The sequence below is a fragment of the Bradyrhizobium manausense genome (assembly GCF_001440035.1).
Lineage (GTDB): Bacteria > Pseudomonadota > Alphaproteobacteria > Rhizobiales > Xanthobacteraceae > Bradyrhizobium > Bradyrhizobium manausense.
Map to the genome: position 1 here is coordinate 144,521 of NZ_LJYG01000104.1, position 23,045 is coordinate 167,565.

Below are 23,045 nucleotides of genomic sequence, written 5' to 3' on the forward strand. Positions count from 1 at the left end.
GGGATCGGGACGATGAAGATCACTGGGATTCGGACGCACATCCTTGAAGCAAGACTGTCCCAGCCCTTCGCCTATTCGCGCGCCTGGTACGACACTCGCACCGCCATGCTGGTCGAGGTCGAGACGGACACCGGCCTGACCGGCTGGGGCGAGTGCTACGGTCCTGCGCGGATGACTGCGGCCGTCGTGCAGGGCGTCGCGCCGTGGCTGGTCGGCCAGGATCCACTGCAAACCGACGTGCTGTGGCGGATGATCTATGCACGCCTGCGCGATCACGGCCAGAAGGGCGTGGTGATCCAGGGATTGAGTGGCATCGACATCGCGCTGTGGGACATCAAGGGCAAGCATTTTGGCGTACCGGCCTATCAATTGCTCGGAGGCGCCGCGCGCAAGGAGGTGCAGGCCTACGCGACCGGGCTCTACCGGCGCAGGTCAGGCGATCCCCTCAAATATCTGCCGGAGGAAGCAGCCAGCTATGCCGCGGAAGGCTTTCGCGCCGTAAAGCTGAAGGTCGGCTTCGGCATCGAGGAAGACGCTGCAGTCACGCACGCCGTGCGCGAGGCGATTGGCGGCGATGTCGCTCTGATGGTCGACGCGAACCACGCCTATGATGCCGTCGCCGCGATCCGACTCGGACGGCTGATCGAGCGTCACGACATCTCCTGGTTCGAGGAGCCGGTGCCGCCGGAGGACGTCGCCGGCTATCGCGCGGTGAGGTCCGCGCTCTCCATTCCCATCGCCGGCGGCGAATGCGAGTTCACGCGCTTCGGCTTCCGCGACCTGTTTGCCTCGCATGCCCTCGACATCGCCCAGCCCGACACTTGCGCGGCCGGGGGACTCACCGAATGCAAGAAGATCGCCGACATGAGCGAAGCGTTCAGCGTCCGCTACAACCCGCACGTCTGGGGCACCGGAATCGCGATCGCCGCCTCGCTGCAGCTCCTCGCGGTGCTGCCCTCGCATACGCCAACTTCGCTGGCGCCGCTCGAGCCAATGCTCGAATTCGACCGCACCGAGCATCCGATCCGGCAGGCGATCCTGAAAGAGCCGATCGAGCACCGTAACGGCATCGTTCGCGTGCCTGACGATCCCGGACTCGGCATCGAGGTCGACCGCGAGGCGATGGCGCGGTTTGTCGTGAATGAGAACTGGACCCCGCAACGCGGCGTGTGAACCTTCCGATTTGCACAGCCCTACCCGATCGTCTGCAGCACCGGGAACGTCTCCAGCAGCCAGATGCTGACATTGGAGACCGCGCCGGTGAGGAAGCCGATGCCGGTGATGACCATCAGCACGCCCATGGCGCGCTCGACATTGACAAGGTGGCCCTTCATCCGCGCGAACAGCGTGGAGAACTGCTCGATCATCAGCGCGGCGATCAGGAAGGGGATGCCGAGGCCCGCGGAATAGACCGCGAGCAGACCTGCGCCCTTCGTCACCGTCGCCTCGGCCGCCGCGATCGACAGGATCGCGGCGAGGATCGGGCCGATGCACGGCGTCCAGCCGAACGCGAAGGCGAGCCCCATGATATAGGCGCCCCACAGCCCGACGGGCTTCGGGATCGGAAGCCGACCTTCGCGCATCAGGAAGCCGATCCGCGTCAGCCCGAGGAAGTGCAGACCCATGATGATGATGACGATGCCGGCAAGGATCGACAATTCCGCCGACCAGGCCCGGATCAGCCCGCCGATCAGCGAGGCACTGGCGCCGAGCGCCACGAACACCGTGGAGAAGCCGAGCACGAACAGCAGCGCCGCCATGATGATGGCGCGCTTGGACGCCGTGTCAGGCTCGCCGCTCTCGACGTGCTCGATCGTGGCGCCGGTGAGATAGATCAGATAGGGCGGGACCAGGGGCAGGACGCAGGGCGAAAGGAAGCTGACGAGACCGGCAATCATCGCCGCGGGAATCGAAACATTTTGCATGATGCAGTCGGAGCCATCCCGGGCCCTCGGGCCGGGCGCGGGGACTGCGCACGTGACTTGGGCCGAACCGGCTCTGGTGTAGCCGATGCCGGGGAATGCGCAACAGAGGCGCGATCAAACCAGGGCTCCTCCCGATGCCGTCTGTGATCACAGGTGCGGCATCGGGACGCGCACAATTCTCGCCAAAAAGCGAGATTCGGCGGCGCGGCTACTTCACCACGCGGAGCAGCGGACGCCGGGGCTGGTCCTGCGTCTGCTTGGAGGGGGGCGGCGGCGCGCTGGCGGCGCTCCGCAACATTTCGTCGCACAGGGCCTTGAGATCGGCGCTGTCGATTCCTTTGAGCTTCATCCTGACATCGAGGATGACGATCGAGAGCAGCTCGGCCGACTCGCGGCTGTTGCTCTCGTTGAGAACCTTGCGGCACTCCTCGAGCGTCTCGAGCACCGACTGCAATTGTTCGTCTGTATGCGACACCGGCGTTCTTTCCGTTATTTCAGGCTGGAGACGTGCTTGAAGTGATTCCCTCGGCCCCCCAAGCGACCGAAGGATAGCACGAGGGATCCGAGCCCTCGAATACGAATTCAACGTGTTTCTGCGTCGAAACTGCGGTTCCGGACGGCATTGCTTCGCGGCGCAAGTCGGAACGGTCGAGGACGAAACGCTTGGCCAGGTGTGATCGATCCACTTCCCGGGAACGCGCGTCATAGCGTACGCCGTCCTGAGATCCACATGGACCCGGCAATCCCGCAGCCACGTCAAGGCTCGCAACGGAACGCACAACTACCCCTCTTCCGAGCAACAATTTGCCCGATTCCCGGCGCTAGCAACACTCCAATACCACGTCAGGCGCGGTAAGTATGCCGTTCAAAACTCGCCGTTCCCCAACCCGTCGTGGTTGTGGTTTGCGCTAGATTCTGCCAGTTTAGCGGTCCGAAGGGACTTGTATGCACTCCTTGGCGGAAAGGGGCGTTCCCCTGGAGGAACGCCTAAAAACAAATTTCAGCGGCCTCTCCGATTGGGACGCGGCCCGCATATTTCTGGAAGTCGTTCGATGCGGCAGTTTCCGCTCGGCGGCCGAACGTCTGTCTCTGTCGATCAACGCTGTCCGCCGCCGAATCGATGATTTTGAGCGCCAGACCGGCACGACCCTGTTCACCCGCGACGTCCACGGCACCCATCTCACTGACGAAGGCGCGATGGTGGTGTCTGCCGTCGAGCGCATGGAGGCGGCGGCCTTCGACGTGTTGCGCACCAGCGATTCCACCGCCAACGCCCTCACCGGCGAGGTCCGCGTCGCCGTGACGGAAGGGTTGGGAACGTTCTGGCTTGCTCCGCGCCTGGTCGAATTCCAGCAGGCCTATCCGAAAGTCCTGGTCGATTTGCATTGCGCGATGCGGTCGGCCGACGTCTCCCGCCACGAGGCCGACGTCGCCATCCATCTGTCGCGGCCCTCGGCCCTCGACGTCAAGCTGGTCCGGCTCGGCCGCATGCATCTGATGTTCTGGGCTTCGGAAAAGTACCTTGAGAAATACGGCACGCCGCGCTCGGCCCACGAATTGATCAAGCACCGCCTGGTGCTGCAATTCGCCGACCAGCTCGCCGCCAAGGAAACCTTTGAAAGCTTCTTCCCGGGCGTTCAGGAACGTGACCTCCTGGTCATGAAGACAAACGTCTCAAGCGCCAACTACTGGGCGGTCGCGAACGGCGCCGGCATCGGCGTCTTCCCGAGCTATGCCATTGCGCTTGGCGGGAAGTTGATTCCACTGGAGGTCGAATTGAACCGACCACTGGATATCTGGTTGTCTTACCATCCCGGTAGCGGCCGGATTCCCCGCGTGCGGCACATGATTGACTGGCTGATCGAAGCTTTCAATCCGGCTCGCTTCCCGTGGTTTAAGGAAGAATTCGTGCACCCGCATGAATTCAAGGACTCGTATATGGGCGAACCCCTGACCCAGCTCTTCGGGGGATTTTCAACCGAAGAACAAAGGTGAAAACCAAAATGAAAGCAGCGGCGAAGAGAATGAAGCAGCGCAGTGCCGGCAAGCCGGACATCGAGCTTGGCAAGCGGATCCGCTTGCGGCGCGTCGAGATGAAGATCTCGCAGGCTGAGCTCGGCGAAAAGCTTGGCGTGAGCTTCCAACAGGTCCAGAAATACGAGAAGGGCGTCAATCGCGTCGGCGCGGCTCGGCTTCAGCAGATCGCCTCCGCTCTCGACGTGCCCGTGACCTTCTTCTATGACGGCGACAACAAGGCCCGCGAAGTCGAAAGCCTCCTGTTCCTGGACTCGGCTTTCAGCCTCCGCCTGCTGCGCGCCTACAGCAAGATCAAGGATCAGACGGTGCAGCGTCAGCTCGTCTCGCTGATGGAATCGATCGCAGCGAACGAAAGCTGAGCCGATCTGCGGTCCGGCCACCATGGCCGATGTTCAATCCGCCACGTCACGGCGGCGTGGCCGGATTGGACTGGACTGACGGACCCGATCTGACGGATCAGATTGGCCTATGCGTGATCTGCGCGCGGTCACGGCTTCTGGGCGGTGTTGCCGCCCCTTTTCTCTGGTCATTGCCCCGCCATTCGGCGCTGATTTTGCGAACCCATTCCTGCTCTGCAGCGACCAATCGAGAGCCTTCGCACTGGGAGGCGCGGGGTTTTTGATTCGCTGTGCTTAATGGGGCCTCAACCCTGACGACCTAGATTGCCGCCGATTCTAACGAATCGGCGCACACGGCACGGCGGCCGGAAATTGCTGATGCGAGCGTCCGTTGCGGGCCTCGTCCTCATGGGGAAGACCAGACAGATGTCGAAACGCCTTGCCGTGATCATTGCCACGAATCTGTTCGCGACGGGCCTGCTCGCCAGCGCGTCCGCGTTGGCGCAGACCGAGACCACGGGCCAGGCCGGCCCCAAACCCGCCGCCCCGTCCGGGACGGTACCGGCAACCGCCAACCCGGCTCACGCCGCCGCGCCCAAAACCGCAGTCGCGGCCCCGGCGTCGACCGCCGAGAGCCGCTCCGCCGCGGCGCTCGCGCTGACGCGTGAGCCGACCTATGACGAGGGCACCGCCCAGCGGATCAAGGACGCGGCGTTGAGCTATTCCGATCTCGCTGTGCGCGGCGGCTGGCCTGCGATTCCCGCGGACGCCAAGTTCGCGCTCGGCGTCCAGGGCGCCTATGACGACCTCCTGCGCAAGCGCCTGATCCTTTCCGGTGACCTCGCGGCCGACAAGGCGAGCGGCGCCTTCGACCAGGATCTGGCCGATGCCGTGAAACGCTTCCAGGCCCGACACGGTCTTGCGCCGACCGGCACGATGACGCCGCGCACGCTCGCGGCGATGAACGTGTCCGTGCAAAAGCGCATCCGCCAGCTCGAGGCCTCGCTCGAGCGGCTGGAGAACACGAATTTCTCCTTCGGCCAACGCTACGTCGTGGTCAACATCCCCGCCGCCTTCGCCGAGGCGGTCGAGAACGATGTCGTGGTGCGGCGCTATCGCGTCATCGTCGGCAAGACCGAAAAACCCTCGCCGACGCTGACGGCCCAGATCACGGGCGTGGTGCTCAACCCGACCTGGACGGTGCCCTCCTCGATCGCCAAGACCGAGATCTCAGCGCATATGCGCAAGGACCCGACCTATCTGTCGCGCATGCACATGGAGGTGCTCGACGCCCACGACAATCCGATCGATCCGCATTCGGTCGACTGGTCGGGCACGCACACGCCGAACTTCACCGTGCGGCAGCAGAACGGCAGCTTCAATGCGCTCGGCGCGGTGAAGATCGACATGCCGAACTCCTATTCGGTCTATATGCACGACACCAACCAGCGCAATCTGTTCAGCGACGACTACCGTTTTGATTCCCACGGTTGCTCCCGCGTCGACAATGTGCGCGATCTCGCGGCCTGGCTGCTCAAGGACCAGCCGAAATGGACGCGCGCGGCGATCGACGCCGAGATCGCCACCGGTCAGCATCAGGAGGTCGCCATGGCCAAGAAGGTGCCGGTGGCCTGGATCTATCTCACGGCGTGGATGACCAAGGACCAGACCATCCAGTTCCGCAACGACGTCTATAACCAGGACGAGCAGTTGCTCGAGGCCACCGCGGAAGAGGCTGCGTTCTTCAGCAATGCCGGCAACCATCCGCTGACCGCGCATATGGCGCAGTAGACATGCAATCGCGGTACGGGCGGATGCAGAGCCGCATCCCCGGCCGCGGTTGACCCGGGCCTCGGCCTGACAGCACATTGTGCCTCGCCAAACGACAAGCGAGCGCGCGATGCCTGATCTGTCCCAAGAGACTCCCTACGCCGACGGCAAGATCCTCAAGCAGGTCACCGACGGCGTCGGAATCATCACCTTCAACAATCCCGACAAGCGCAACGCGATGTCGCTGGAGATGTGGGAGGGATTTGGCGAAGCGCTGACGTCCTTGCGCGACGACGAGGCGGTGCGCGTCGTGATCCTGCGCGGCGCCGGCGGCAAGGCGTTCGTCTCGGGCGCCGACATCAGCCAGTTCGAGAAGGTCAGGCACAACGCGGCCGCGTCCGAGGAATACGGCAAGCGCAGTGCGGCCCAGCGCGCGCTGCTCGCCGATTTCCCCAAGCCGACGATTGCCTGCATCCAGGGCTTCTGCCTCGGCGGCGGCATGCAGGTCGCGATGCTGGCCGACATCCGCATTGCCGCGCATGACAGCCAGTTCGGCATTCCCGCGGCGAAGCTCGGCATCGCCTATGGCTATGACGGGTTGAAGCATCTGGTGTCGCTGGTCGGCCCGTCCTGGGCGCGGCTGTTGATGTATACGGGCATGCGCATCGATTCCAGCGAGGCGCTGCGCATTGGCCTGGTCGAACGCGTGATCCCGGACGACCAGCTCTGGGGCGAGACCATGGCCATTGCACTGACGATTTCGCAGAACGCGCCGCTTGCGATCAAGGCCGCCAAGATCACCATCGCAGAGGTGCTGAAGGACGAAAGCGCGCGCGACATGGGCGCCATCAAGGCGATCGGCACCGCCTGCATGGACAGCGCCGATTTCCGCGAGGGCCGGCAGGCCTTCATGGAGAAGCGCAAGCCGCAGTTCAGGGGAAAGTGACTCCTCCGTCGCGAGCTCACATCTCTCGCCACCGTCATTGCGAGGAGCTCTTGCGACGAGGCAATCCAGAATCTTCCGCGGTGGGATTCTGGATTGCTCCGCGGAGCCTGTCATCGGGCCGCGCTTCGCGCGGACCCGGTGGCTCGCAATGACGAGGTGGAGAGACCAAGCACACCAGGAACTCTCACCTAAGCTGAACCTTCATTCACCAAGATTAAATTCCTCACTTCCCCGCATCGCGATAGCAACCAATTGATCCGCCGAAGGTTCTCCCGCCACCAACGAGGGAGATCGCGATGAAACTCAAACTTGCCGTTCTTGGTCTGGCTGCGCTCGGCAGCGCGGCGCTGGCGTCGGGACAAGCGCTGGCGGCGATGCCGAACGGCATTCCCCAAGCTGATCAGGTCGCCGGCGGTCCGGCCGCCCAGGTCGACCAGGTGCGGATGGTCTGCAACGCCTGGGGCCGCTGCTGGTGGCGCCCGAACTATTATAGCGCCTATGGTTACTATGGCCCGCGCCCGTTCTACGGACGTCCCTGGGGCTGGCGGCACCGCCACTGGCACCGCTGGTAGATGACGAAGGGGCCGCAAGGCCCCTTTTTTTGAGTGCGCTCGCTACAGCGCCCCGAGCACCGCCTTGGTGATATCTGCCGTGCCGTTGCTGCCGCCGAACTCCATCGGCTTGAGCCCGCCGGCATAGACCTGGTCCACCGCCCGCTCGATTTGGTCGCCGGCTTCCGCGACGCCTTCGAGGCCGTGCTTGTCGGCGAGCCAGTCCAGCATCATCGCGGCCGACAGGATCATGCCGGTGGGATTGGCCTTGCCCTGCCCCATGATATCAGGGGCGGTGCCGTGACACGGCTGGAACACGGCGTATTTGTCGCCAATGTCGGCGGACGGCGCCATGCCGAGACCTCCGATCAGGCTCGCGGTGATGTCGGAGACGATGTCGCCGAACATGTTCTCCATCACCATCACGTCGAAATCCCAGGGACGCTTGACCAGCATCGCCGAGCAGGCATCGACATAGAGATGATCGGTATTCACATCGGGATGACGCTGGGCGGCTTCGTCAAAGATCCGGCGGAAGAAGGCAAACGCCTTGAACACGTTCGCCTTGTCGACGCACGCGAGGCTGCCAGGCTTGCCGCGCGCCTTGCGCCGCTCGGCGAGGCGGAACGAGAATTCGAACAACCGCTCCGAGGTCTTGCGCGTGATGACCAGCGTTTCGCGCGCGTCCTCATGGGTGACGATGCCCTTGCCCATCGAGGCGAACAGGCCTTCGGTGGATTCGCGGATCACGACGAGATCGATGCCGCGCTTGTCGGCACCGACGATCGGGCTCGGCACGCCCGGAATGAGACGCGCCGGACGCACGCCGGCGTAGAGATCGAAGATGAAGCGCAGCTCGATCTGCGGCGCGATCTCGGTGTTATCAGGATAGCGCACCGACGGCAGGCCGCAGGCCCCGAGCAGGATGGCGTCCGCCTCCTCGCACAGCTTGATGGTCGAGTCCGGCATCGACTTGCCGGTGGCGAGATAGTTGTTGGCGCCTGCAGCCGCCTCGGTAAAGCGGAAGCGCAAGCCTGACCTCGTCTCGATCTTGCGCAGCACCTCGAGCGCGGGCGCCATGACTTCGGGACCAATGCCGTCACCGGCGAGCACGGCAATGTGGAAGGCGTTGTTTGCGGACATTTAAGGGGCCTCAAGGCAGGGAATTAGCCAGGTCGTCATTGCGAGCGAAGCGAAGCAATCCAGAACGACATCTGCGGAGATCGTCTGGATTGCTTCAGTTCGCTCGCAATGACGGGGAAGAGAGCGTCGAACTACGGCGTCAGCACCGTGCGCCCGACCACCGCGCCCTGCTGCAATTGCAACAGCGCATCGTTGGCTTTGCTGAGCGGCGCCGTCGTCACCGGGATCGGCGGGATCTTCTTGGCTCGCACGAGATCGAGCAGCTCCTGCGTTTCGCGCAGGTTGCCGACATAGCTGCCCTGGATCGTCACGGCCTTGATCGGAATCAGCGGCAGCGCCCAGGTCGCCCCGCCACCGAACAGGCCGACGATGACGAGCTTGCCGCCCTTGGTCAGGCAATCGAAGCCGAGCTGCGTCGTGGCAGAGTTGCCGACGAGATCGATCACGGCGCGGATCGGACCGCCCGCCTTCTTTGCGAGCTGCTCCAACGCGTCGCCCGCCTTGGGATCGACCGTGGCGAGCGCGCCGGCCTTCTCCGCGGCCTCGCGCTTCCTGGCATCGATGTCGACCATGATCGCGCCCTTGCCGCCCATCGCCTTGAGCAGCGACAGCGCCATCAACCCGAGGCCGCCGGCGCCGAACATCACGATCGGCGTGTCAAAATGCTGCTCGACCTTCTTCAGCGCGCTGTAGGTGGTGACACCCGAGCAGGCATAGGGCGCAGTGGTCGCGGGATCGAGCCCTTTCAGGTTGAGCAGGTAGCGCGGATGCGGCACCAGCATGTGGTCGGAATAGCCGCCGTCGCAATAGACGCCGAGCGAGCGCGGCGTCAGGCACATGTTTTCATCACCGGCAAGGCACGTCGCACACTTGCCGCAACCGATCCAGGGATAGACCAGGCCGACGTCCCCGAGCTTGAGGTCGCCTTGGTCCGTCGGCTTCACATCGGGACCGAACGCCAGGACTTCACCGACGGTCTCGTGGCCCATGGTCAGCGGCAGATTGATGCCGCGGTCTTTCAGCGACAGCGGCTTGCGGCCGTGACCGAGATCGTAGCCGCCTTCCCAGATGTGGAGATCGCTGTGGCAGACGCCGGCAGCCTTCACCTTGATCAGCACCTGCGTGCCCGTGGGCTGCGGCGTCGCCTCGTCGAACTCCTGCAGCGGCGCCTTGAAATCGGCGACCTTGAAACTCTTCATGGCGTCCTCCCGGCATGCTTGTTGTCGCGCCACCATGCCATGGGCGGCGGGGCGAGACAAACCCGGCAGGGGTCTTAAGTCAGGCCAGCGGATGATGACAAGCCGCGAACTGGCCGGATGCGACCTCGCGCAGCTCCGGTATCTCCGCGCTGCATCGCAGGTCTGCTCGCGGGCATCGCGTGCGGAAACGGCAGCCGGATGGCGGCGCAATCGGCGATGGCGGCTCGCCGGTCGCCACGCTTTCGGCGGGACGAACATCCGGATCAGGCACCGGGATCGCCTGCAGCAGCAGCGCGGTGTAGGGATGCACGGGTCGTGCAAACAATTGCTCCGACGGGGCGACCTCGCAGAGCCGGCCGAGATACATCACCGCGACGCGATCGCTGACGGCTTTGACCACGGCAAGATCATGCGCGATGAACAGCAGCGTAAGGCCGAAGCGCGCCTTCATCTCTTCCAGCAGATTGAGGATCTGCGCGCGGATGGAGACGTCGAGCGCCGAGACCGGCTCGTCGCAGACGACGAATTCCGGATTGAGCACCAGCGCCCGCGCGATGCAGATGCGCTGGCACTGACCACCTGAGAATTCATGCGGCAGGCGGTTCGTCACAAGATCTGGATCAAGCCCGACCGCGGAGAGCACCTCCTGCACGCGGCGTTTGCGCTCGGCAGCGTCCTTGACGCCGGCAATGATCAGCGGCTCGGCGACGATGTCGCCAATGCGCCGGCGCGGATTGAGCGAGGCGATCGGATCCTGGAAGATCAGCTGCACGCGGCGGCGCATTTTTCGCAGCGCCTCGCCTTCCATCGCCGTCAGGTCTTCGCCGTCGAACAGCACGCGGCCGGACTTGGCACGGCGCAATTGCAGCACTGCGCGCCCCAGCGTCGACTTGCCGCAGCCGGATTCGCCGACCAGCCCCAACGTCTCGCCACGCGCGACGTGAAGGCTGACACCGGAGACGGCATGCACGATCTTGTTGCCAAGACCGTATTCGACAACGAGATTGTCAACGTTCAGGAGCGGCTGATCGCGAACGGCCAGTTGCATCATGCGCCCACCCCCTCCGTCATCTGGATCGGATGGAAGCAGGCATAGAGATGCTCCGATATCTCCGCGCTTTTCAGCTCGGGCTTGGCCTCACGGCAACGCCCGGTCGCATAGGGGCAGCGCGGCGCGAAGGAGCAACCCTTGAGCGGTCGCGTCGGATCGGGCGGGCGGCCGGAGATGGCCGGCAGCGGCGTGTGCGGCGCGGTTTCCAGCTTCGGGATTGCCGCCAGCAGTGCCTCGGTGTAGGGCATGTGCATGCGCTTGAACAAGGCCAGCGTCGGTGCGCGCTCCACCACCCTGCCCGCATACATCACCGCGACCTCATCGGCACGGCCGGCGACGACGCCGAGATCGTGGGTGATGATGATCATGGCCATATGGCGTCGCCGCTGCTCGCGTGCCAGCAGATCGAGAATTTGCGCCTGGATGGTGACGTCGAGCGCCGTGGTCGGCTCGTCCGCAATCAGCAATTTTGGCTCGCAGGACAGCGCGATCGCAATGGCAATACGCTGGCGCATGCCGCCGGAGCATTGATGCGGATATTGCGCCAGCCGCTGCTCCGGCGCGGGAATCCCGACGGCCGCGAGCAGCTCGATGCTGCGCTTGCGCGCCGCGGGCGCATCGAGCTCGAGATGCTCCTGGATCGTCTCCATCAACTGCGTGCCGATCGTGAGCACCGGATTGAGCGAGGTCATGGGATCCTGGAACACGACCGCGAGCTCGCGCGCGCGCAGGCGCCGCAGGCTTTCCGGCACGAGTCGGACCAGATCCTGGCCATCGAACATCACGCGCCCGGAGAGTTTTGCCTTGTTCGGCAGCAGCTGGAGCACCGCGCGCGACAGCATGGTCTTGCCGCAGCCGGATTCGCCGACGATGCCGAGCGTACGGCCCGCCTCCAACGACAGATCGACGCGATCAACCGCGCGCAAATTGCCGCGCGGCGTCGGCAGCTCGACGGCGACATCCTCGATGGTCAGGAGCGGCATACTCACAGCGCCCCCTGACGCGGGTCGGTCAGCGCCCGCATGGTGTCGCCGACGAGATTGAAGGCCAGCACGGTCAGGAACAGCCCGGCTGCCGGCAGGAAGGCCAGCCGCGGCGCGACGTCGAGACTGTCGCGCCCCTCGCCGATCATGCTGCCCCAGCTCGCCATCGGGGGCGGCACGCCAAGCCCGAGGAAGGACAGCGCGCCCTCGACCACGATGGTGACGGCGACGCCGAGCAAAAAGAAGGCCAGCAGCGGCAGGATCACGTTCGGCAAGAGCTCACGCAGCAGGATGCGCGCGTGGCTGGCGCCCAGCGCCTCAGCCGCTATTACGAACTCGCGCCGCGCCAGCGACAGCGTCGCCGCGCGCGCCACCCGCATGAAGGCGGGAATACCGAGCACGCCAAGGATCACGGTCAGGTTGGGAATGGACTGGCCGAGATAGGCCGTCACGGCGAGGGCAAAGATCAGCGGCGGAAAGGCGAGAAGCACATCCATGCTGCCGACCACCAGTGTCTCGAACCGGCCGCGGAAATAGCCGGCGAGAAGGCCCAGCGCGCCGCCGATGCCAAGACCGATCATCGGGGCGATCAGCCCGACCGTCAGTGACACGCGCGCGCCAAAGATCAGACGGGCAAGCTCGTCGCGGCCAAGGCCGTCGGTGCCGAGCCAATGCTCGCCCGAGAACGCGGCGCGGCGCTCCAGCATGTCCATGTCGACAGGGTTCTGCAGCGGCAGCACCGGCGCCAGAATCGCCAGTGTCAGGATGATCGCGAGCCAGCCGCTCGCGATCCAGAACAACAGGCCGAGCTTGCGCCCGCGGCNGCGGGTCGGCTCGGATGCAATCTCGTCCTGGATTGACAGCTCAAGCGTGGCCATGGCGGATCCTCGGATCGAGCACGGCGTAGAGCATGTCGACGATGAAATTCACGATGACGAAGCCGCAGGCCACCAGCAGCACCACGCCCTGGAGGATGACGAGGTCGCGGGTGTAGATCGCGCCGACCAGCAGCCGGCCGATGCCCGGCAGTGCGAAGATGGACTCAACGATCAGCGTGCCGCCGAGCAGGCGGCCGATATTGATGCCCGTCACCGTCACCAGCGTCAACGACGACGGTTTCAGCGCGTGGACGAACAGGATGCGCGAAGGCCTCAGGCCCTTGGCTTTGGCCAGCGCAATATAGTCCTCCTGCAAGGTTGCGATCATGTCGGAGCGCAGCACGCGCATGATCCCCGGCCATTCCGCCAGCGCCAGCGTCAGGGCCGGCAGCACGAAGAAGCGCAAATTGGCCAGCGGGTCCTCAGTGAACGGCACATAGCCGGTCGCCGGCAGCCAATGCAGCTCGACCGCGAACAGGTAGATCAGCAGGATCGCGACCAGAAAGGACGGCATCGACAGCATCGCAAAGGCGCTCCCGGTCATGAAGCGGTCGAATGCGCCGCCGGCGCGCGCGGCACAGGCGATGGCGACGGGAACGCCGATCAAGAGGCCGATGAACTCGGCCATCAGCATCAGCTCGAGCGAGACCGGGATGCGCTCGCTGACCGCCTGCAGCACCGTCTGCCCGGTGCGGAACGAGCGACCGAGATCGCCTTGAAGCAGGTGACCGAGCCAGCTCAGGTAACGCCACCACAGCGGCTGGTCGAGCCCCATATCATGGCGCAGCGCCGCGACCTTCTCAGGCGTCGCCTGATCGCCCAGGATGACATAGGCGAGATCGCCCGGGAGCAGCGAGGCGATCAGGAAGGTGAGCAGCGAGACGGCAAGCAGGACCGGCACAATGTACAAGAAGCGGCGCGCAACGAAGCCGACCATGCGCGGGCTATTCCTTCCAGACGCGGGACACGTCGATCATCCCGCTGTACATCTTGGGCAGCCCTTTGATGTTGGCGCTCGACACCGCGTAATAGGTGTTCTGGAAGGTCCAGAACCAGATCGCTTCCTTGTTGATCACACGCGTGGCCGCACAATAGTCGTCAATGCGCTTGTCGATCTCGGCGGTCACACGCGCGTGCTCGAGCAGCTTGTCCAGCTCCGGATTCGAATAATTTGCCAGTGCGACCGGGCTGCCGGTGTGGAAGTTGGCGAACATCTGCGGATCGGGATCGGCGAGGTCGACGATGCGCCATGGGAGAAGCTGGAATTGCCGCATGAAGCCGCGCGGCGGAATGGTCGCCTGGTCGACCTGGTCGAGCTCCATGCTGGCACCGACATTCTTCCAGAATTGCTGCAACACCTGTCCGATGATGCGGCCGCGCGGAGTGGCCGTGACCACCATCTTGAATTCGACCGGCTTGCCATACTCCTGGATCAGGGCCTTGGCCTTTGCGACGTCAAGCGGCAACGCGCCGTCATCCTTGCACTTGACCCACGAGCCGTCGCCGTACGGATTTGTCGCGGGCTTGGCGAGCCCGTTCGTGACCGCCTGTGACATCTTCTTGCGGTCGATCGCCATCACCAGCGCCTGCCGCACCCGGACGTCATCGAAGGGCGGTGCCTTCGTATTGAATGCGTAGACCTGAGCGCCCGAGCCCGTATAGCTGTGCACGGTCAGCTTCGGATCCTTCTGGGCCTTCTGAAGATTGTCGGGATCGTATTCGTCATCCCAGATGAGATCGGCTTCACCCGACTGCAGGCTTGCAAAGCGCGATTGCGCGTCGGGCAGCGGCTTCAGGATGATGCGATCGAGAAAAACCTTGTTCTTGTCCCAATAATCGGGATTCCGCTCCAGCACCATGCGATCGCCGGCGGTCCATGACTTCAAAATGTAGGGCCCGGTGCCGACGGGGTTGCGGTTGTAGTCGTCGCCCCTGGTCTTCCAGGCGGTCGGCGAATGCACGGCGGCGTTCTGGTGCGGATAGGACACCAGCGTCGGATAATTCACGGAAGGATCGTTCAGATTGTAAACGACCGTCAGCTCGTCGGGCGCCTGAACGTTGTTGACTGCAGCGATGTAGAATGCGCACCGGCACTTGTTGGCGGGATCTTTCTGCCGGTCGAAATTGGCCTTGTAAGCCTCGGCGTTGAACGGCGTGCCATCGTGGAATTTGACGCCGGGGCGCAGCTTGAACGTCCAGGTCTTGAAGTCGTCTGAATGCGTCCAGGACAGCGCAAGCCTGGGCTGCGGCTCGCCTTTGTCGTCGAGATAGGTCAGCGTGTCGAAGATGGCGGCGGCCGGGGTGAGCGCGGCCGCATCGTAGACGCCGACCTTGAGCGGATCGAAGCCGGGAACGTCGAGCTCCAGCCCGACGGTAATGCTGCCGCCAGCCTTCTGCGCCTGCGCGGGCTCAGCCAATGGAAGGAACGCAAATGCCGTAGCAAGGAAAATCGGCGCGCGCTTGCGCGCCGNGCGGCAGCGATGTTCGTCATGGTTCCTCCCGGGATCCCTCGTCCGATGTTTCGGATCGTTGAATGACTCGGGCGAGATTGGCGAGAAATGCTCGCCACGGCAAGAGGAACGGAAGGGAGTTCGATGCCGCTTATATGCGGCGTGACGTGCTCAGCTGATCGCTTCCGTTTTGCCTGACGGAATTGGCGCATCATCGGCGAGGCCAATCTCCCCGCGCAGCTCGCGCGTGTGCTCTCCGAGCGCAGCGATGGTCTTGCCCGGCCTCGTATCGGCGCCCGTCATCCGGAACGGCAGATTGATGACCCTGAACGAGCCGCCGCCATCCTCCACGGATGAAAGCGCCTGCCGGTGCGCCAGTTGCGGATCATCAAGGGCTTCCTTGATGGTGCGATAGGCCGAGGCCGGCACGCCGGCCGCGCCTAGGGCGACAAGGCAGGCGTCGGTCGACAGCTGCCGCGACCAGGCCTCGACGCCGTCCATCATGTCGGCCCAGTGCTCGCGCCTTGGGGCGTAAGACGAAAAGCGCGGATCGGAGATCCATTCGGGGCGACCGATCACACCCATCAAGGCCTGAAAGGTCTTCTCGCTCGCGACAGTGATCATGACATAGCCGTTGGCGGTCTCGGTCGGGCCGAACATCGGCCGCGGCGGCGGCTTCACCGCAAATTGCGAGCTCTGCAATTCGATCACCGTCAGCGTGAGCATCGACTCCAGCATGGAGACGTCGATGTGCTGGCCGAGCCCCGTCACGGTGCGCTGATAGAGCGCGGAGGCGATCGCACCAAAACCATAGGTGCCGGTGACGACGTCGGCATGGTAGATGCCGCAATAGTCCGGCCTGTTGCGGCCGGGCTGGTAGGCAAGATGCGCCATGTCGTAGCCGGAGGCCGCATGGATCACCGGTGCGTAGGCCGGCAGCTCGGCCGACGGACCGGTCTGGCCGTAGCCCGAGATCGAGCAGTAGATCAGCCTGGGATTGACCGGGCGGAGGCTGTCGTAGTCGAGCCGCAGCCGGCGCATCACGCCCGGGCGAAAATTCTCGACCAGGATGTCCGCGGTCGCGACCAGACGCCGCACCGCCTCCCGACCGTCCTCGGACTTGAGGTCGAGCACCACGCTCTTCTTGCCGACATTGAGCTGCCCGAACACGGTGCTGAAGCCCTTGCGCAGCGGCGGCCGCGTCCGCATCGTCTCGCCCTCGTCGGTCTCGATCTTGATGACCTCGGCGCCCATGTCGGCCAGCATCCGCGCGCAATGGGGTCCGGCGATCGTGGTCGAAAAATCCAGCACCCTGAGACCGGCGAAGGCCTTTGTCGTCGTCGCTTCGTGCTTATCTGCTAATTGCATCCGTGCCGCGCCCTCGCCGAGTCCCTAAGTCCATTTGGAACTATCGTTGTTCTCTCTTGTTGGTGCGCCGACCCTAGATGGCGGCGGCCGAGTAGGAAAGTCTTTACCGAGCCGGTGCGTCTCACGGGGGGGCCGAGAATATCGAGAGGCAACTGGACCCGATCTTGCATAGCAGCAATCGGGATCGGAAGAGGGCAGCCGTTCTTGAGGGTCTTATTCGTTACGACAGAGATGGACGACTTCGTCCGCGTCGGCGGACTTGGTGCCGTTTCCGCGGCCCTCCCAAGAGCGCTCCGCCCCTTCGCCGATATCCGGATCATGCTGCCCGGCTATCGCGACATCATCGAGCAACTCACGCATATTCAGGTCGTTGGACGCTGCCCGGCATTTGCGGAGATGCCGGCCTGCTCGCTTGGACGGGCCGCGACCAAGGACGGAATGCCGGTTTATGTGCTGCTGTGCTCGCAACTCTACGATCGTCCCGGCAACCCTTACGGTGACGAGTCCGGGCGCGACTGGCCCGACAACGACATCCGCTTCGCGCGCTTTGCTTCGGCTGCCGCTGAGCTTGCCATGGGCAAGCTGGACAAGAATTGGGCAGCAGACCTGATCCATGCCAATGACTGGCAGGCCGCGCTCGTACCGGCCTACCTCGCCTGGCAAGGCGCCAAGCTGCCGTCGATCCTGACCATCCACAACCTCGCCTATCAGGGTCTGTTTCCAAAGGAGTCGCTGCGGCGAATCGGCATCCCCGAAAGCTCCTTCCACATCGACGGCGTCGAGTTCTACGACCAGCTCTCCTTCCTCAAGGCAGGCCTGGTCTACGCTTCGCACCTCACCACCGTCAGCGGCACCTATGCGCGCGAGATCACCACGGAGGAATTCGGCTGCGGCCTCGAAGGCCTGCTGCGCGTCCGCTCCGACGCGTCCGAGCTCACCGGCATCCTCAACGGCATCGACGAGAGCTGGGACCCGCGCTCCTGCGCCCAGCTCGCCCAGCAATTCGGCGCCGGCGACTGGGTCGGCAAGAAGGCCAATGCGGACTACGTGCGCAAGCAGTTTGGCCTCGCGGTCTCGCGCGGACCGATGTTCGGCATCGTCGCGCGCCTCGTGCACCAGAAGGGCATCGACCTCGTGCTGTCGGCCGCCGACGAGATCATCGACGCCGGCGGACAGATCGTGGTCACCGGCTCCGGTGAGCCCGCGCTGGAGCAGGCGCTGATCAACGCGCATCGCCGCCGCCCCGATGCCATCGGCGTTGCCATCGGCTTCAACGAGGCGCAGGCCAGGCGCATCTTCGCCGGCAGCGATTTCACCCTGATGCCGTCACGGTTCGAGCCGTGCGGTCTCAGCCAGATGTACGCCCAGCGCTTCGGCTCGCTGCCGATCGGCCACCAGACCGGTGGCCTTGCCGAGACCATCACCGACGGCGAGACCGGCTTCCTGTTCTCGCGCCCCTCGCACGAATCCTTCCTTGGCGGCGTCCGCCGCGCCTTCGAGGCGTTCATGGCCCAGGACCAGCTCGACACCATGCGCCGCAGCGCCATGGGCCGGTCGTTCTCGTGGAGCATCTCGGCGGGAAGCTACAGCAAGCTGTACAGGAAGCTGGCGGTAGCGTGAGGCTGGGGCCGTCTCCTCATCCTCCGTCATTGCGAGCGGAGCGAAGCAATCCAGACTGTCTCCGCGGAAGCGGTCTGGATTGCTTCGTCGCAAGAGCTCCTCGCAATGACGGCGCGCGTGTGGCACGAGCGGGCGCCTTCACCCCTTCCCGCGCACATCCATCTGCGGCCGGCCGATCCAAAGCCTGTTGAGACCACGTGTCAGCCAGTCGGGCTGCGGCTCGCCGCGCAGGCGCGCCTGCGCTTCGTGGTAAGGGCTGGCATAGCGCAGCCTGTCGGGCAGTTTCGGATAGATGCGCCGGATCCAGCGCAGCGCTGTGTCGGCAGACCTTGCGTCCCGCTCGTCAATCGCAAGCCCCAAGCCGGCGCGGAGCCGCTCCGGCAGCATCTTTGCGGTGAGCGCCCGATACCAGCGCGGCGGCCGCAACCAGGGCCGCGCGCCACCAAGGATCTGCGCGGCGATCTCGCGCGCGGCCGGACTGACGGTCAACGTCTCCGATTGCATCATCTTCGCCGTATAAGCCGCAAAGCCAGCCCAGTCCGCCGGCAGATCATCATCAGTCAGTCCGAACAGCGCGCCATAGGTCCGGCTCTCGGCCCAGTAGCGCTCGCGCTCCTCGACCATGAGCGGAGGCAGGATCAGGTCATGCGCCATCAGCGCCGACCCGACCAGCGTCGCATGAACCCAGCGCAGCGACGCGATGTCGTTGGCGCAGTAGCGCGACCCGGCCGCGAACGGGCCGACGGTCTCGGGCATCTCGCCGACGATCATGGTGTGGCGCCGGTGCAGTTGCCGGGCCGACAGCAGCGCCCGGTCGAGCGAGCCGAACACCATGGCAAAGACGACGTCGAAGGTGCGGTGAAAGCGGCCGACCGGATCGACAAGGGTCGTCGAGTGCTCGGCAATGGCGGCTGCCACCCAGGGATGGGCGAGTTGAAGCAGCAGCGCGCGGCCGGCACCAAGAAAGACGGCGGCTTCGCGGTCGATCCGCCAGGTCATCGACTCCGGCCCGAACACACCGGCCACGGGTCCCGCCGCGTCGACGCGGACCTTGTCGAGAGCAGATTCCAGATCATTCTCGGATACCAATGCTGGACCTTTCGATTCCGGACGTCTGACGATCCACAAGGCCTGTGGCAATTCGATGAAGCGGACCGCTACTCCGCTGCCAGCGGCATCTCGTCGATATGGTCGTGCAGCACGACGCCCGACAACGGATCGAACTCGCCGATCCACGGCGTACGCGCCAACACCGACCTTGTATGCGCATAGCCGGCGTCCCAACGCTGCTTGATGCCGGACGGGCTGAAGTCGATGTCCTTGGTATGGGTCTCGCGCGCGAGCTGCGGCGCCAGCAGCCGCACGACATGCATGCGCGTCGAGCAGCCGTAGGCGATCAACTCCCTCACCGCGGGATCATCGCGCTCGCCCTCGGGCAATCGCGCCGCAAGCTGGTTGATGACGTGGCGCAGGCGATGGGCCTGTTGCTGGCGCTCGATCTGGCTCGTGATCCGGCTGGAATATTGCACGTCCTTGTGCCGGGTCAGGACCTCTCTCATCGTCGTCGGTTCGGCGCCGACGGGATTCCACAGATGCACGGAGAAGATCAGCGAATCCCGGCGCGGATTGTCGTCGAACACGGCTTCCGTCGGCGAGTTCGAAAGAATGCCGCCGTCCCAATAAAGCTCGCCGTCAATACGCACCGCCGGGAAGGCCGGCGGCAGCGCGCCCGAGGCCATCACGTGCTTCACGGTCAGCTCACAGTCGCGCGTGTCGAAATAGCGCATCTGGCTGCTGCCGACATGCGCAGCACCAACCGTGAGGCGCGGCGCGCCGCAATTGGCGCGGCCGAAATCGACGAGCTCGGCCAGCGTGCGCTCCAGCGGCGCTGTCGAATAATAGCCGGCGCGATCGGCGCCGAGCGGGAAGCACTCGCCGGCATGCGCCAGCGGATTGGGCTGGAAGAAGCCGGCAATGCCGTGGGCAACTGTCGACCAATAGGCAAGCGCGTCATCGAAGCCGGGAACGCCCGTTGGTAGAGGCCAGACCGGCTTCTGCTCCATCCGCTTCCAGAATTCCTTCAGGCGCGCGAGCCTGACTTCCGGCGCATTGCCGGCGATCAGGCTGGCATTGATGGCACCGATCGAGGTGCCGATCACCCAGTCCGGCTCGATGCCCGCCTCATGCAGGGCCTGGTAGACACCCGCCTGATAGGCGCCGAGCGCGCCGCCGCCTTGCAGCACCAGCACGATCTGTCCCGGCAGGCCACTCGGCCTGCACACCCCGGCATTTCCCATGCCCGCCGCACTCCTGCTCCGGAAGAGCCTTACGCAAAATCCTCCGTCATTGTTACGCCCGACGACCATCGGCCGTCCAGCATCCATCGTCCGGGAGGGAGTGCAGAAGCTTACGCAGCCAAGGATGCGTTAACGCTTTGCCGGCGCCTCCTGGGGCGGCGGCTCGTCATCCGCAATCGCCCGCCAGGCAGCGCCGTCGAGATCGTCATACTGGCCGCTGCGGAGCGACCAGAGGAAGGCGGCAAGGCCGGCACCTCCAAGCATCAGCGCCAGGGGCACCAGGATGACCAGGATCTCCATCACACGATCTCCCGCGAGGCGCTGCGGGCCCGCAGCGAGTTCAGCATGACCAGGATCGAGGATCCGCTCATGGCGGCCGCGGCAATCAAGGGCGTCACCACGCCGCTGATCGCGACCGGCACGGCCAGCACATTATAGCCGATCGCAAGCCAGAGGTTTTGCCGCATCAGATGCAGCGCCTTGCGCGCGGAATCGATCGCCGCGACGACCGGGGCCAGCGGCCGGCCGAGGAAGACGAGATCGGCAGTGGCCTGGCTCAGATGTGCCGCCGAAATCGGCGACATCGAGACATGGGCTGCCGCCAGCGACGGTGCATCGTTCATGCCATCGCCAACCATCAGGACCTTGCTGCCGCGCCGCTTCAGCTCCTCGATCCGCGCGATCTTGTCGGCGGGCGTGACGCCGGCGCGCCATTCGGCGATGCTGAGCGCGTGGGCTGCCGCAATCACCGCGGGCTCGCGGTCGCCGGAGAGGATCTCGACGCCGATGTTGCGATCCTTCAGCGCGGCGATCACGGCCTGCGCATCCGGCCGCAGGCCTTGCCGCACCGAGAGGATGAATTTTTCAGCGCCCTTGCTGAAAGCCACGATAGACGCTTCAGGATCCAGCGTGGCGCGACCGACCAGCGCCTCGGCGCCGCAGAAGGAGGGACGGCCAAGGCGGAGCTCGACATTGTCCACCACAGCACGGACGCCCTGCCCGGCTTCCTCGACCGCGCCCACGATCGGGGACTTTGCATCCGCAGCCTGCGCGACCGCGGCAGCGACCGGGTGATGGCTCGACAGCGCGAGCCGGCCGGCGAGCGCAAAACTGTCGGGGGGAATGTCAGCCGCATTGGTCACATCGAGATCCGGCAGCGTCAGCGTGCCTGTTTTGTCGAAGATGACGTGATCCGCCTCGGCAAGACGCTCGATGGCGTCGCCCGAATTGAGCAGCACGCCGGCCTTGAACATCGCGCCCGAGGCCACCGTCTGCACGGTCGGAATCGCAAGACCGAGCGCACAGGGACAGGTGATGATCAGCACCGCAACGCCTGTCACGATCGCATCGTGCCAGCTCGTCCCCGCGATCACCCAGCCCAGAATGGTGATCAGCGCGGTGGCATGCACCACCGGCGCATAGAGGCGCGAGGCGCGGTCGGCGAGCCGCATGTAACGCGAGCGCGCGGCGAGCGCGTTGTCGAGCAAGCGGGTGATCTCGGCGAGCAGCGTTGCTTCCGACGCAGCCGAAACCCGCACCCGCAAGCTGCCGGAGATGTTCATGGAGCCGGCATAGACAGGCGTGCCGCGCTCGGCCGTGACATAGAGCGTCTCGCCGGTGATCAGGCTCTGGTCGATTTCGGAGCGTCCTTCGATCACGGTGCCGTCGACGGCGCAGCGCTCGCCGGGCCGCAAGAGCACGATGTCACCGGGATGGATCGCCGCGACCGGCACCTGCGAGATCTCGTCGGGCCCGACGAATTTTGCTGCTGTCTCCGCCTTGAGCGCGGCGAGATTGCCGGCGATCGCGCGGGTCCGGCGCCGCATGTTCTGGTCGAGGAAGCGGCCGACCAGAAGGAAGGTCAACAGCATGATTGCCGCGTCGAAATAGGCGTGCTCGGCGTGATTGACGGTCTCGACCACGGACATGCCGAGCGCGAGGCACACGCCGATCGAGATCGGCACGTCCATATTGGTGGTCTTGTTCGACAGCGCCCGCCATGCCGAGCGGAAGAACGGCTGGCCGGCATAGGCCGCCGCCGGCAGCGCGATCAGCGCCGACAGCCAGTGAAAGAAGTCGCGCTGCTCGGGGAGCATGTCCGAGACGTTGCCCGACCACACCGGGATCGACAGCATCATCACGTTCATGGTGGCAAAGGCGGCAACGCCGAGACAACGCAGCAGGAAACGCGATTCCGCCACTTCAGTCGCTTCCGCGCTCTCGGTCTCGTAAGGATAGGCCTTGTAGCCGAGCTCCTCGAGCCGGTCGATGAAGCGGGCGGGATCGAGCCTGCCCTCCTTCCATTCCAGCGCGACGCGGCGGTCGGTAAGGTTCACCCGCGCGAGCGTGACGTCCGGGATCGCAGACAGGCCGCGCTCGATCTTGGCCATGCAGCCGGCGCAGTGAACGCCCTCGACCGCGAGGTCGATGTGCTGGAGGCCCGCGCCTGCGGTGCGGACGTAGTGGGAGAAATCGCGTGTCACCTGCAT

Annotated in this window: 21 protein-coding genes; 7 read left to right on the top strand and 14 right to left on the bottom strand. The window is 64.9% G+C overall.

Features of this window, described 5'->3' with window-relative positions:
• The first annotated feature begins 12 nt into the window (after positions 1 to 12).
• Positions 13 to 1,173, top strand: coding sequence for a mandelate racemase/muconate lactonizing enzyme family protein (locus tag AOQ71_RS27770; protein ID WP_057753341.1), 1,161 nt, complete (start codon positions 13 to 15; stop codon positions 1,171 to 1,173).
• 20 nt (positions 1,174 to 1,193) lie between these two features.
• On the opposite strand, the gene AOQ71_RS27775 is transcribed toward AOQ71_RS27770, so the two are convergent.
• Together AOQ71_RS27775 and AOQ71_RS27780 are read right to left on the bottom strand one after the other, a co-directional pair.
• Positions 1,194 to 1,925 carry a cytochrome c biogenesis CcdA family protein gene (locus AOQ71_RS27775; RefSeq protein WP_057753343.1) on the bottom strand — a complete coding sequence of 244 codons (732 nt, stop codon included), beginning with the start codon at positions 1,923 to 1,925 and terminating at the stop codon, positions 1,194 to 1,196.
• A gap of 208 nt (positions 1,926 to 2,133) precedes the next feature.
• Positions 2,134 to 2,400: a hypothetical protein gene (locus AOQ71_RS27780; RefSeq protein ID WP_057753345.1), complete on the bottom strand. Its 267-nt coding sequence runs from the start codon at positions 2,398 to 2,400 to the stop codon at positions 2,134 to 2,136.
• Between the two features lie 470 nt (positions 2,401 to 2,870).
• On the opposite strand from AOQ71_RS27780, the gene AOQ71_RS27785 reads away from it, so the two are divergent.
• The 5 genes from AOQ71_RS27785 (at position 2,871) to AOQ71_RS27805 (ending at position 7,588) form a co-directional block, all read left to right on the top strand.
• Complete coding sequence (locus AOQ71_RS27785; RefSeq protein ID WP_057753347.1) at positions 2,871 to 3,920, top strand: LysR family transcriptional regulator; 1,050 nt, start codon at positions 2,871 to 2,873, stop codon at positions 3,918 to 3,920.
• A gap of 29 nt (positions 3,921 to 3,949) precedes the next feature.
• Positions 3,950 to 4,321 (top strand): helix-turn-helix domain-containing protein, encoded by a 372-nt coding sequence (locus AOQ71_RS27790; RefSeq protein WP_020608151.1) that lies wholly within the window; start codon positions 3,950 to 3,952, stop codon positions 4,319 to 4,321.
• A gap of 405 nt (positions 4,322 to 4,726) precedes the next feature.
• A complete protein-coding gene (locus tag AOQ71_RS27795) occupies positions 4,727 to 6,091 on the top strand; it encodes a L,D-transpeptidase family protein (RefSeq protein WP_057753825.1) in 1,365 nt (454 codons plus the stop codon).
• Between the two features lie 109 nt (positions 6,092 to 6,200).
• The gene (locus AOQ71_RS27800) at positions 6,201 to 7,016 is read left to right on the top strand and encodes an enoyl-CoA hydratase (protein WP_057753349.1); all 816 of its coding nucleotides are present in this window, start codon (positions 6,201 to 6,203) and stop codon (positions 7,014 to 7,016) included.
• A gap of 296 nt (positions 7,017 to 7,312) precedes the next feature.
• Positions 7,313 to 7,588, top strand: coding sequence for a hypothetical protein (locus AOQ71_RS27805; RefSeq protein WP_057753352.1), 276 nt, complete (start codon positions 7,313 to 7,315; stop codon positions 7,586 to 7,588).
• Positions 7,589 to 7,630: 42 nt separating this feature from the next.
• Here AOQ71_RS27805 and AOQ71_RS27810 read toward each other — a convergent pair whose 3' ends face one another.
• From AOQ71_RS27810 to AOQ71_RS27845, 8 genes are all read right to left on the bottom strand, one after another.
• Complete coding sequence (locus tag AOQ71_RS27810) at positions 7,631 to 8,710, bottom strand: isocitrate/isopropylmalate dehydrogenase family protein (protein ID WP_057753354.1); 1,080 nt, start codon at positions 8,708 to 8,710, stop codon at positions 7,631 to 7,633.
• 131 nt (positions 8,711 to 8,841) lie between these two features.
• The gene (locus tag AOQ71_RS27815) at positions 8,842 to 9,909 is read right to left on the bottom strand and encodes an alcohol dehydrogenase (protein WP_057753356.1); all 1,068 of its coding nucleotides are present in this window, start codon (positions 9,907 to 9,909) and stop codon (positions 8,842 to 8,844) included.
• A gap of 79 nt (positions 9,910 to 9,988) precedes the next feature.
• Positions 9,989 to 10,960 carry an ABC transporter ATP-binding protein gene (locus tag AOQ71_RS27820; protein ID WP_057753359.1) on the bottom strand — a complete coding sequence of 324 codons (972 nt, stop codon included), beginning with the start codon at positions 10,958 to 10,960 and terminating at the stop codon, positions 9,989 to 9,991.
• On the bottom strand, positions 10,957 to 11,949 hold the full coding sequence (locus tag AOQ71_RS27825) for an ABC transporter ATP-binding protein (RefSeq protein ID WP_057753361.1): 993 nt from the start codon (positions 11,947 to 11,949) through the stop codon (positions 10,957 to 10,959). Before AOQ71_RS27825 ends, AOQ71_RS27820 begins: the two co-directional genes overlap by 4 nt.
• The gene (locus tag AOQ71_RS27830; protein WP_347336716.1) at positions 11,946 to 12,656 is read right to left on the bottom strand and encodes an ABC transporter permease; all 711 of its coding nucleotides are present in this window, start codon (positions 12,654 to 12,656) and stop codon (positions 11,946 to 11,948) included. The genes AOQ71_RS27825 and AOQ71_RS27830 overlap by 4 nt, the downstream gene beginning before the upstream one ends.
• A 151-nt stretch (positions 12,657 to 12,807) precedes the next feature.
• Complete coding sequence (locus tag AOQ71_RS27835) at positions 12,808 to 13,758, bottom strand: ABC transporter permease (RefSeq protein WP_057753366.1); 951 nt, start codon at positions 13,756 to 13,758, stop codon at positions 12,808 to 12,810.
• 7 nt (positions 13,759 to 13,765) lie between these two features.
• On the bottom strand, positions 13,766 to 15,238 hold the full coding sequence (locus AOQ71_RS27840; RefSeq protein WP_245317215.1) for an ABC transporter substrate-binding protein: 1,473 nt from the start codon (positions 15,236 to 15,238) through the stop codon (positions 13,766 to 13,768).
• A 204-nt stretch (positions 15,239 to 15,442) separates the two neighbouring features.
• Entirely contained in the window at positions 15,443 to 16,639 is a 1,197-nt protein-coding gene (locus AOQ71_RS27845) for a CaiB/BaiF CoA transferase family protein (protein WP_057753368.1), read from the bottom strand.
• A gap of 204 nt (positions 16,640 to 16,843) precedes the next feature.
• Between AOQ71_RS27845 and glgA the strand changes: the two genes are divergently transcribed.
• The gene (glgA, locus tag AOQ71_RS27850; RefSeq protein WP_057753370.1) at positions 16,844 to 18,259 is read left to right on the top strand and encodes a glycogen synthase GlgA; all 1,416 of its coding nucleotides are present in this window, start codon (positions 16,844 to 16,846) and stop codon (positions 18,257 to 18,259) included.
• 138 nt (positions 18,260 to 18,397) lie between these two features.
• On the opposite strand, the gene AOQ71_RS27855 is transcribed toward glgA, so the two are convergent.
• The 4 genes from AOQ71_RS27855 to AOQ71_RS27870 all read right to left on the bottom strand — a co-directional run bounded on the left by AOQ71_RS27855 (position 18,398) and on the right by AOQ71_RS27870 (position 23,045).
• Entirely contained in the window at positions 18,398 to 19,348 is a 951-nt protein-coding gene (locus AOQ71_RS27855) for an oxygenase MpaB family protein (protein ID WP_057753372.1), read from the bottom strand.
• Positions 19,349 to 19,416: 68 nt separating this feature from the next.
• On the bottom strand, positions 19,417 to 20,556 hold the full coding sequence (locus AOQ71_RS27860) for a DUF3734 domain-containing protein (protein ID WP_057753375.1): 1,140 nt from the start codon (positions 20,554 to 20,556) through the stop codon (positions 19,417 to 19,419).
• A 129-nt stretch (positions 20,557 to 20,685) separates the two neighbouring features.
• The gene (gene ccoS, locus AOQ71_RS27865) at positions 20,686 to 20,856 is read right to left on the bottom strand and encodes a cbb3-type cytochrome oxidase assembly protein CcoS (protein WP_057753377.1); all 171 of its coding nucleotides are present in this window, start codon (positions 20,854 to 20,856) and stop codon (positions 20,686 to 20,688) included.
• Positions 20,856 to 23,045 (bottom strand): cation-translocating P-type ATPase, encoded by a 2,190-nt coding sequence (locus AOQ71_RS27870; RefSeq protein WP_057753379.1) that lies wholly within the window; start codon positions 23,043 to 23,045, stop codon positions 20,856 to 20,858. The genes ccoS and AOQ71_RS27870 overlap by 1 nt, the downstream gene beginning before the upstream one ends.

What these genes read in the sequence shown, in the direction of transcription:
- AOQ71_RS27830 (WP_347336716.1), bottom strand. Translation starts at nt 12,656, where the DNA reads ATGGACATGCTGGAGCGCCGCGCCGCGTTCTCGGGCGAGCATTGGCTC.
- AOQ71_RS27770 (WP_057753341.1), top strand. Translation starts at nt 13, where the DNA reads ATGAAGATCACTGGGATTCGGACGCACATCCTTGAAGCAAGACTGTCC.
- AOQ71_RS27785 (WP_057753347.1), top strand. Translation starts at nt 2,871, where the DNA reads ATGCACTCCTTGGCGGAAAGGGGCGTTCCCCTGGAGGAACGCCTAAAA.
- AOQ71_RS27870 (WP_057753379.1), bottom strand. Translation starts at nt 23,045, where the DNA reads ATGCAGGTGACACGCGATTTCTCCCACTACGTCCGCACCGCAGGCGCG.
- AOQ71_RS27795 (WP_057753825.1), top strand. Translation starts at nt 4,727, where the DNA reads ATGTCGAAACGCCTTGCCGTGATCATTGCCACGAATCTGTTCGCGACG.
- AOQ71_RS27815 (WP_057753356.1), bottom strand. Translation starts at nt 9,909, where the DNA reads ATGAAGAGTTTCAAGGTCGCCGATTTCAAGGCGCCGCTGCAGGAGTTC.
- AOQ71_RS27845 (WP_057753368.1), bottom strand. Translation starts at nt 16,639, where the DNA reads ATGCAATTAGCAGATAAGCACGAAGCGACGACGACAAAGGCCTTCGCC.
- ccoS (WP_057753377.1), bottom strand. Translation starts at nt 20,856, where the DNA reads ATGGAGATCCTGGTCATCCTGGTGCCCCTGGCGCTGATGCTTGGAGGT.
- AOQ71_RS27775 (WP_057753343.1), bottom strand. Translation starts at nt 1,925, where the DNA reads ATGCAAAATGTTTCGATTCCCGCGGCGATGATTGCCGGTCTCGTCAGC.
- AOQ71_RS27800 (WP_057753349.1), top strand. Translation starts at nt 6,201, where the DNA reads ATGCCTGATCTGTCCCAAGAGACTCCCTACGCCGACGGCAAGATCCTC.
- AOQ71_RS27805 (WP_057753352.1), top strand. Translation starts at nt 7,313, where the DNA reads ATGAAACTCAAACTTGCCGTTCTTGGTCTGGCTGCGCTCGGCAGCGCG.
- AOQ71_RS27790 (WP_020608151.1), top strand. Translation starts at nt 3,950, where the DNA reads ATGAAGCAGCGCAGTGCCGGCAAGCCGGACATCGAGCTTGGCAAGCGG.
- AOQ71_RS27835 (WP_057753366.1), bottom strand. Translation starts at nt 13,758, where the DNA reads ATGGTCGGCTTCGTTGCGCGCCGCTTCTTGTACATTGTGCCGGTCCTG.
- AOQ71_RS27810 (WP_057753354.1), bottom strand. Translation starts at nt 8,710, where the DNA reads ATGTCCGCAAACAACGCCTTCCACATTGCCGTGCTCGCCGGTGACGGC.
- AOQ71_RS27820 (WP_057753359.1), bottom strand. Translation starts at nt 10,960, where the DNA reads ATGATGCAACTGGCCGTTCGCGATCAGCCGCTCCTGAACGTTGACAAT.
- AOQ71_RS27860 (WP_057753375.1), bottom strand. Translation starts at nt 20,556, where the DNA reads ATGGGAAATGCCGGGGTGTGCAGGCCGAGTGGCCTGCCGGGACAGATC.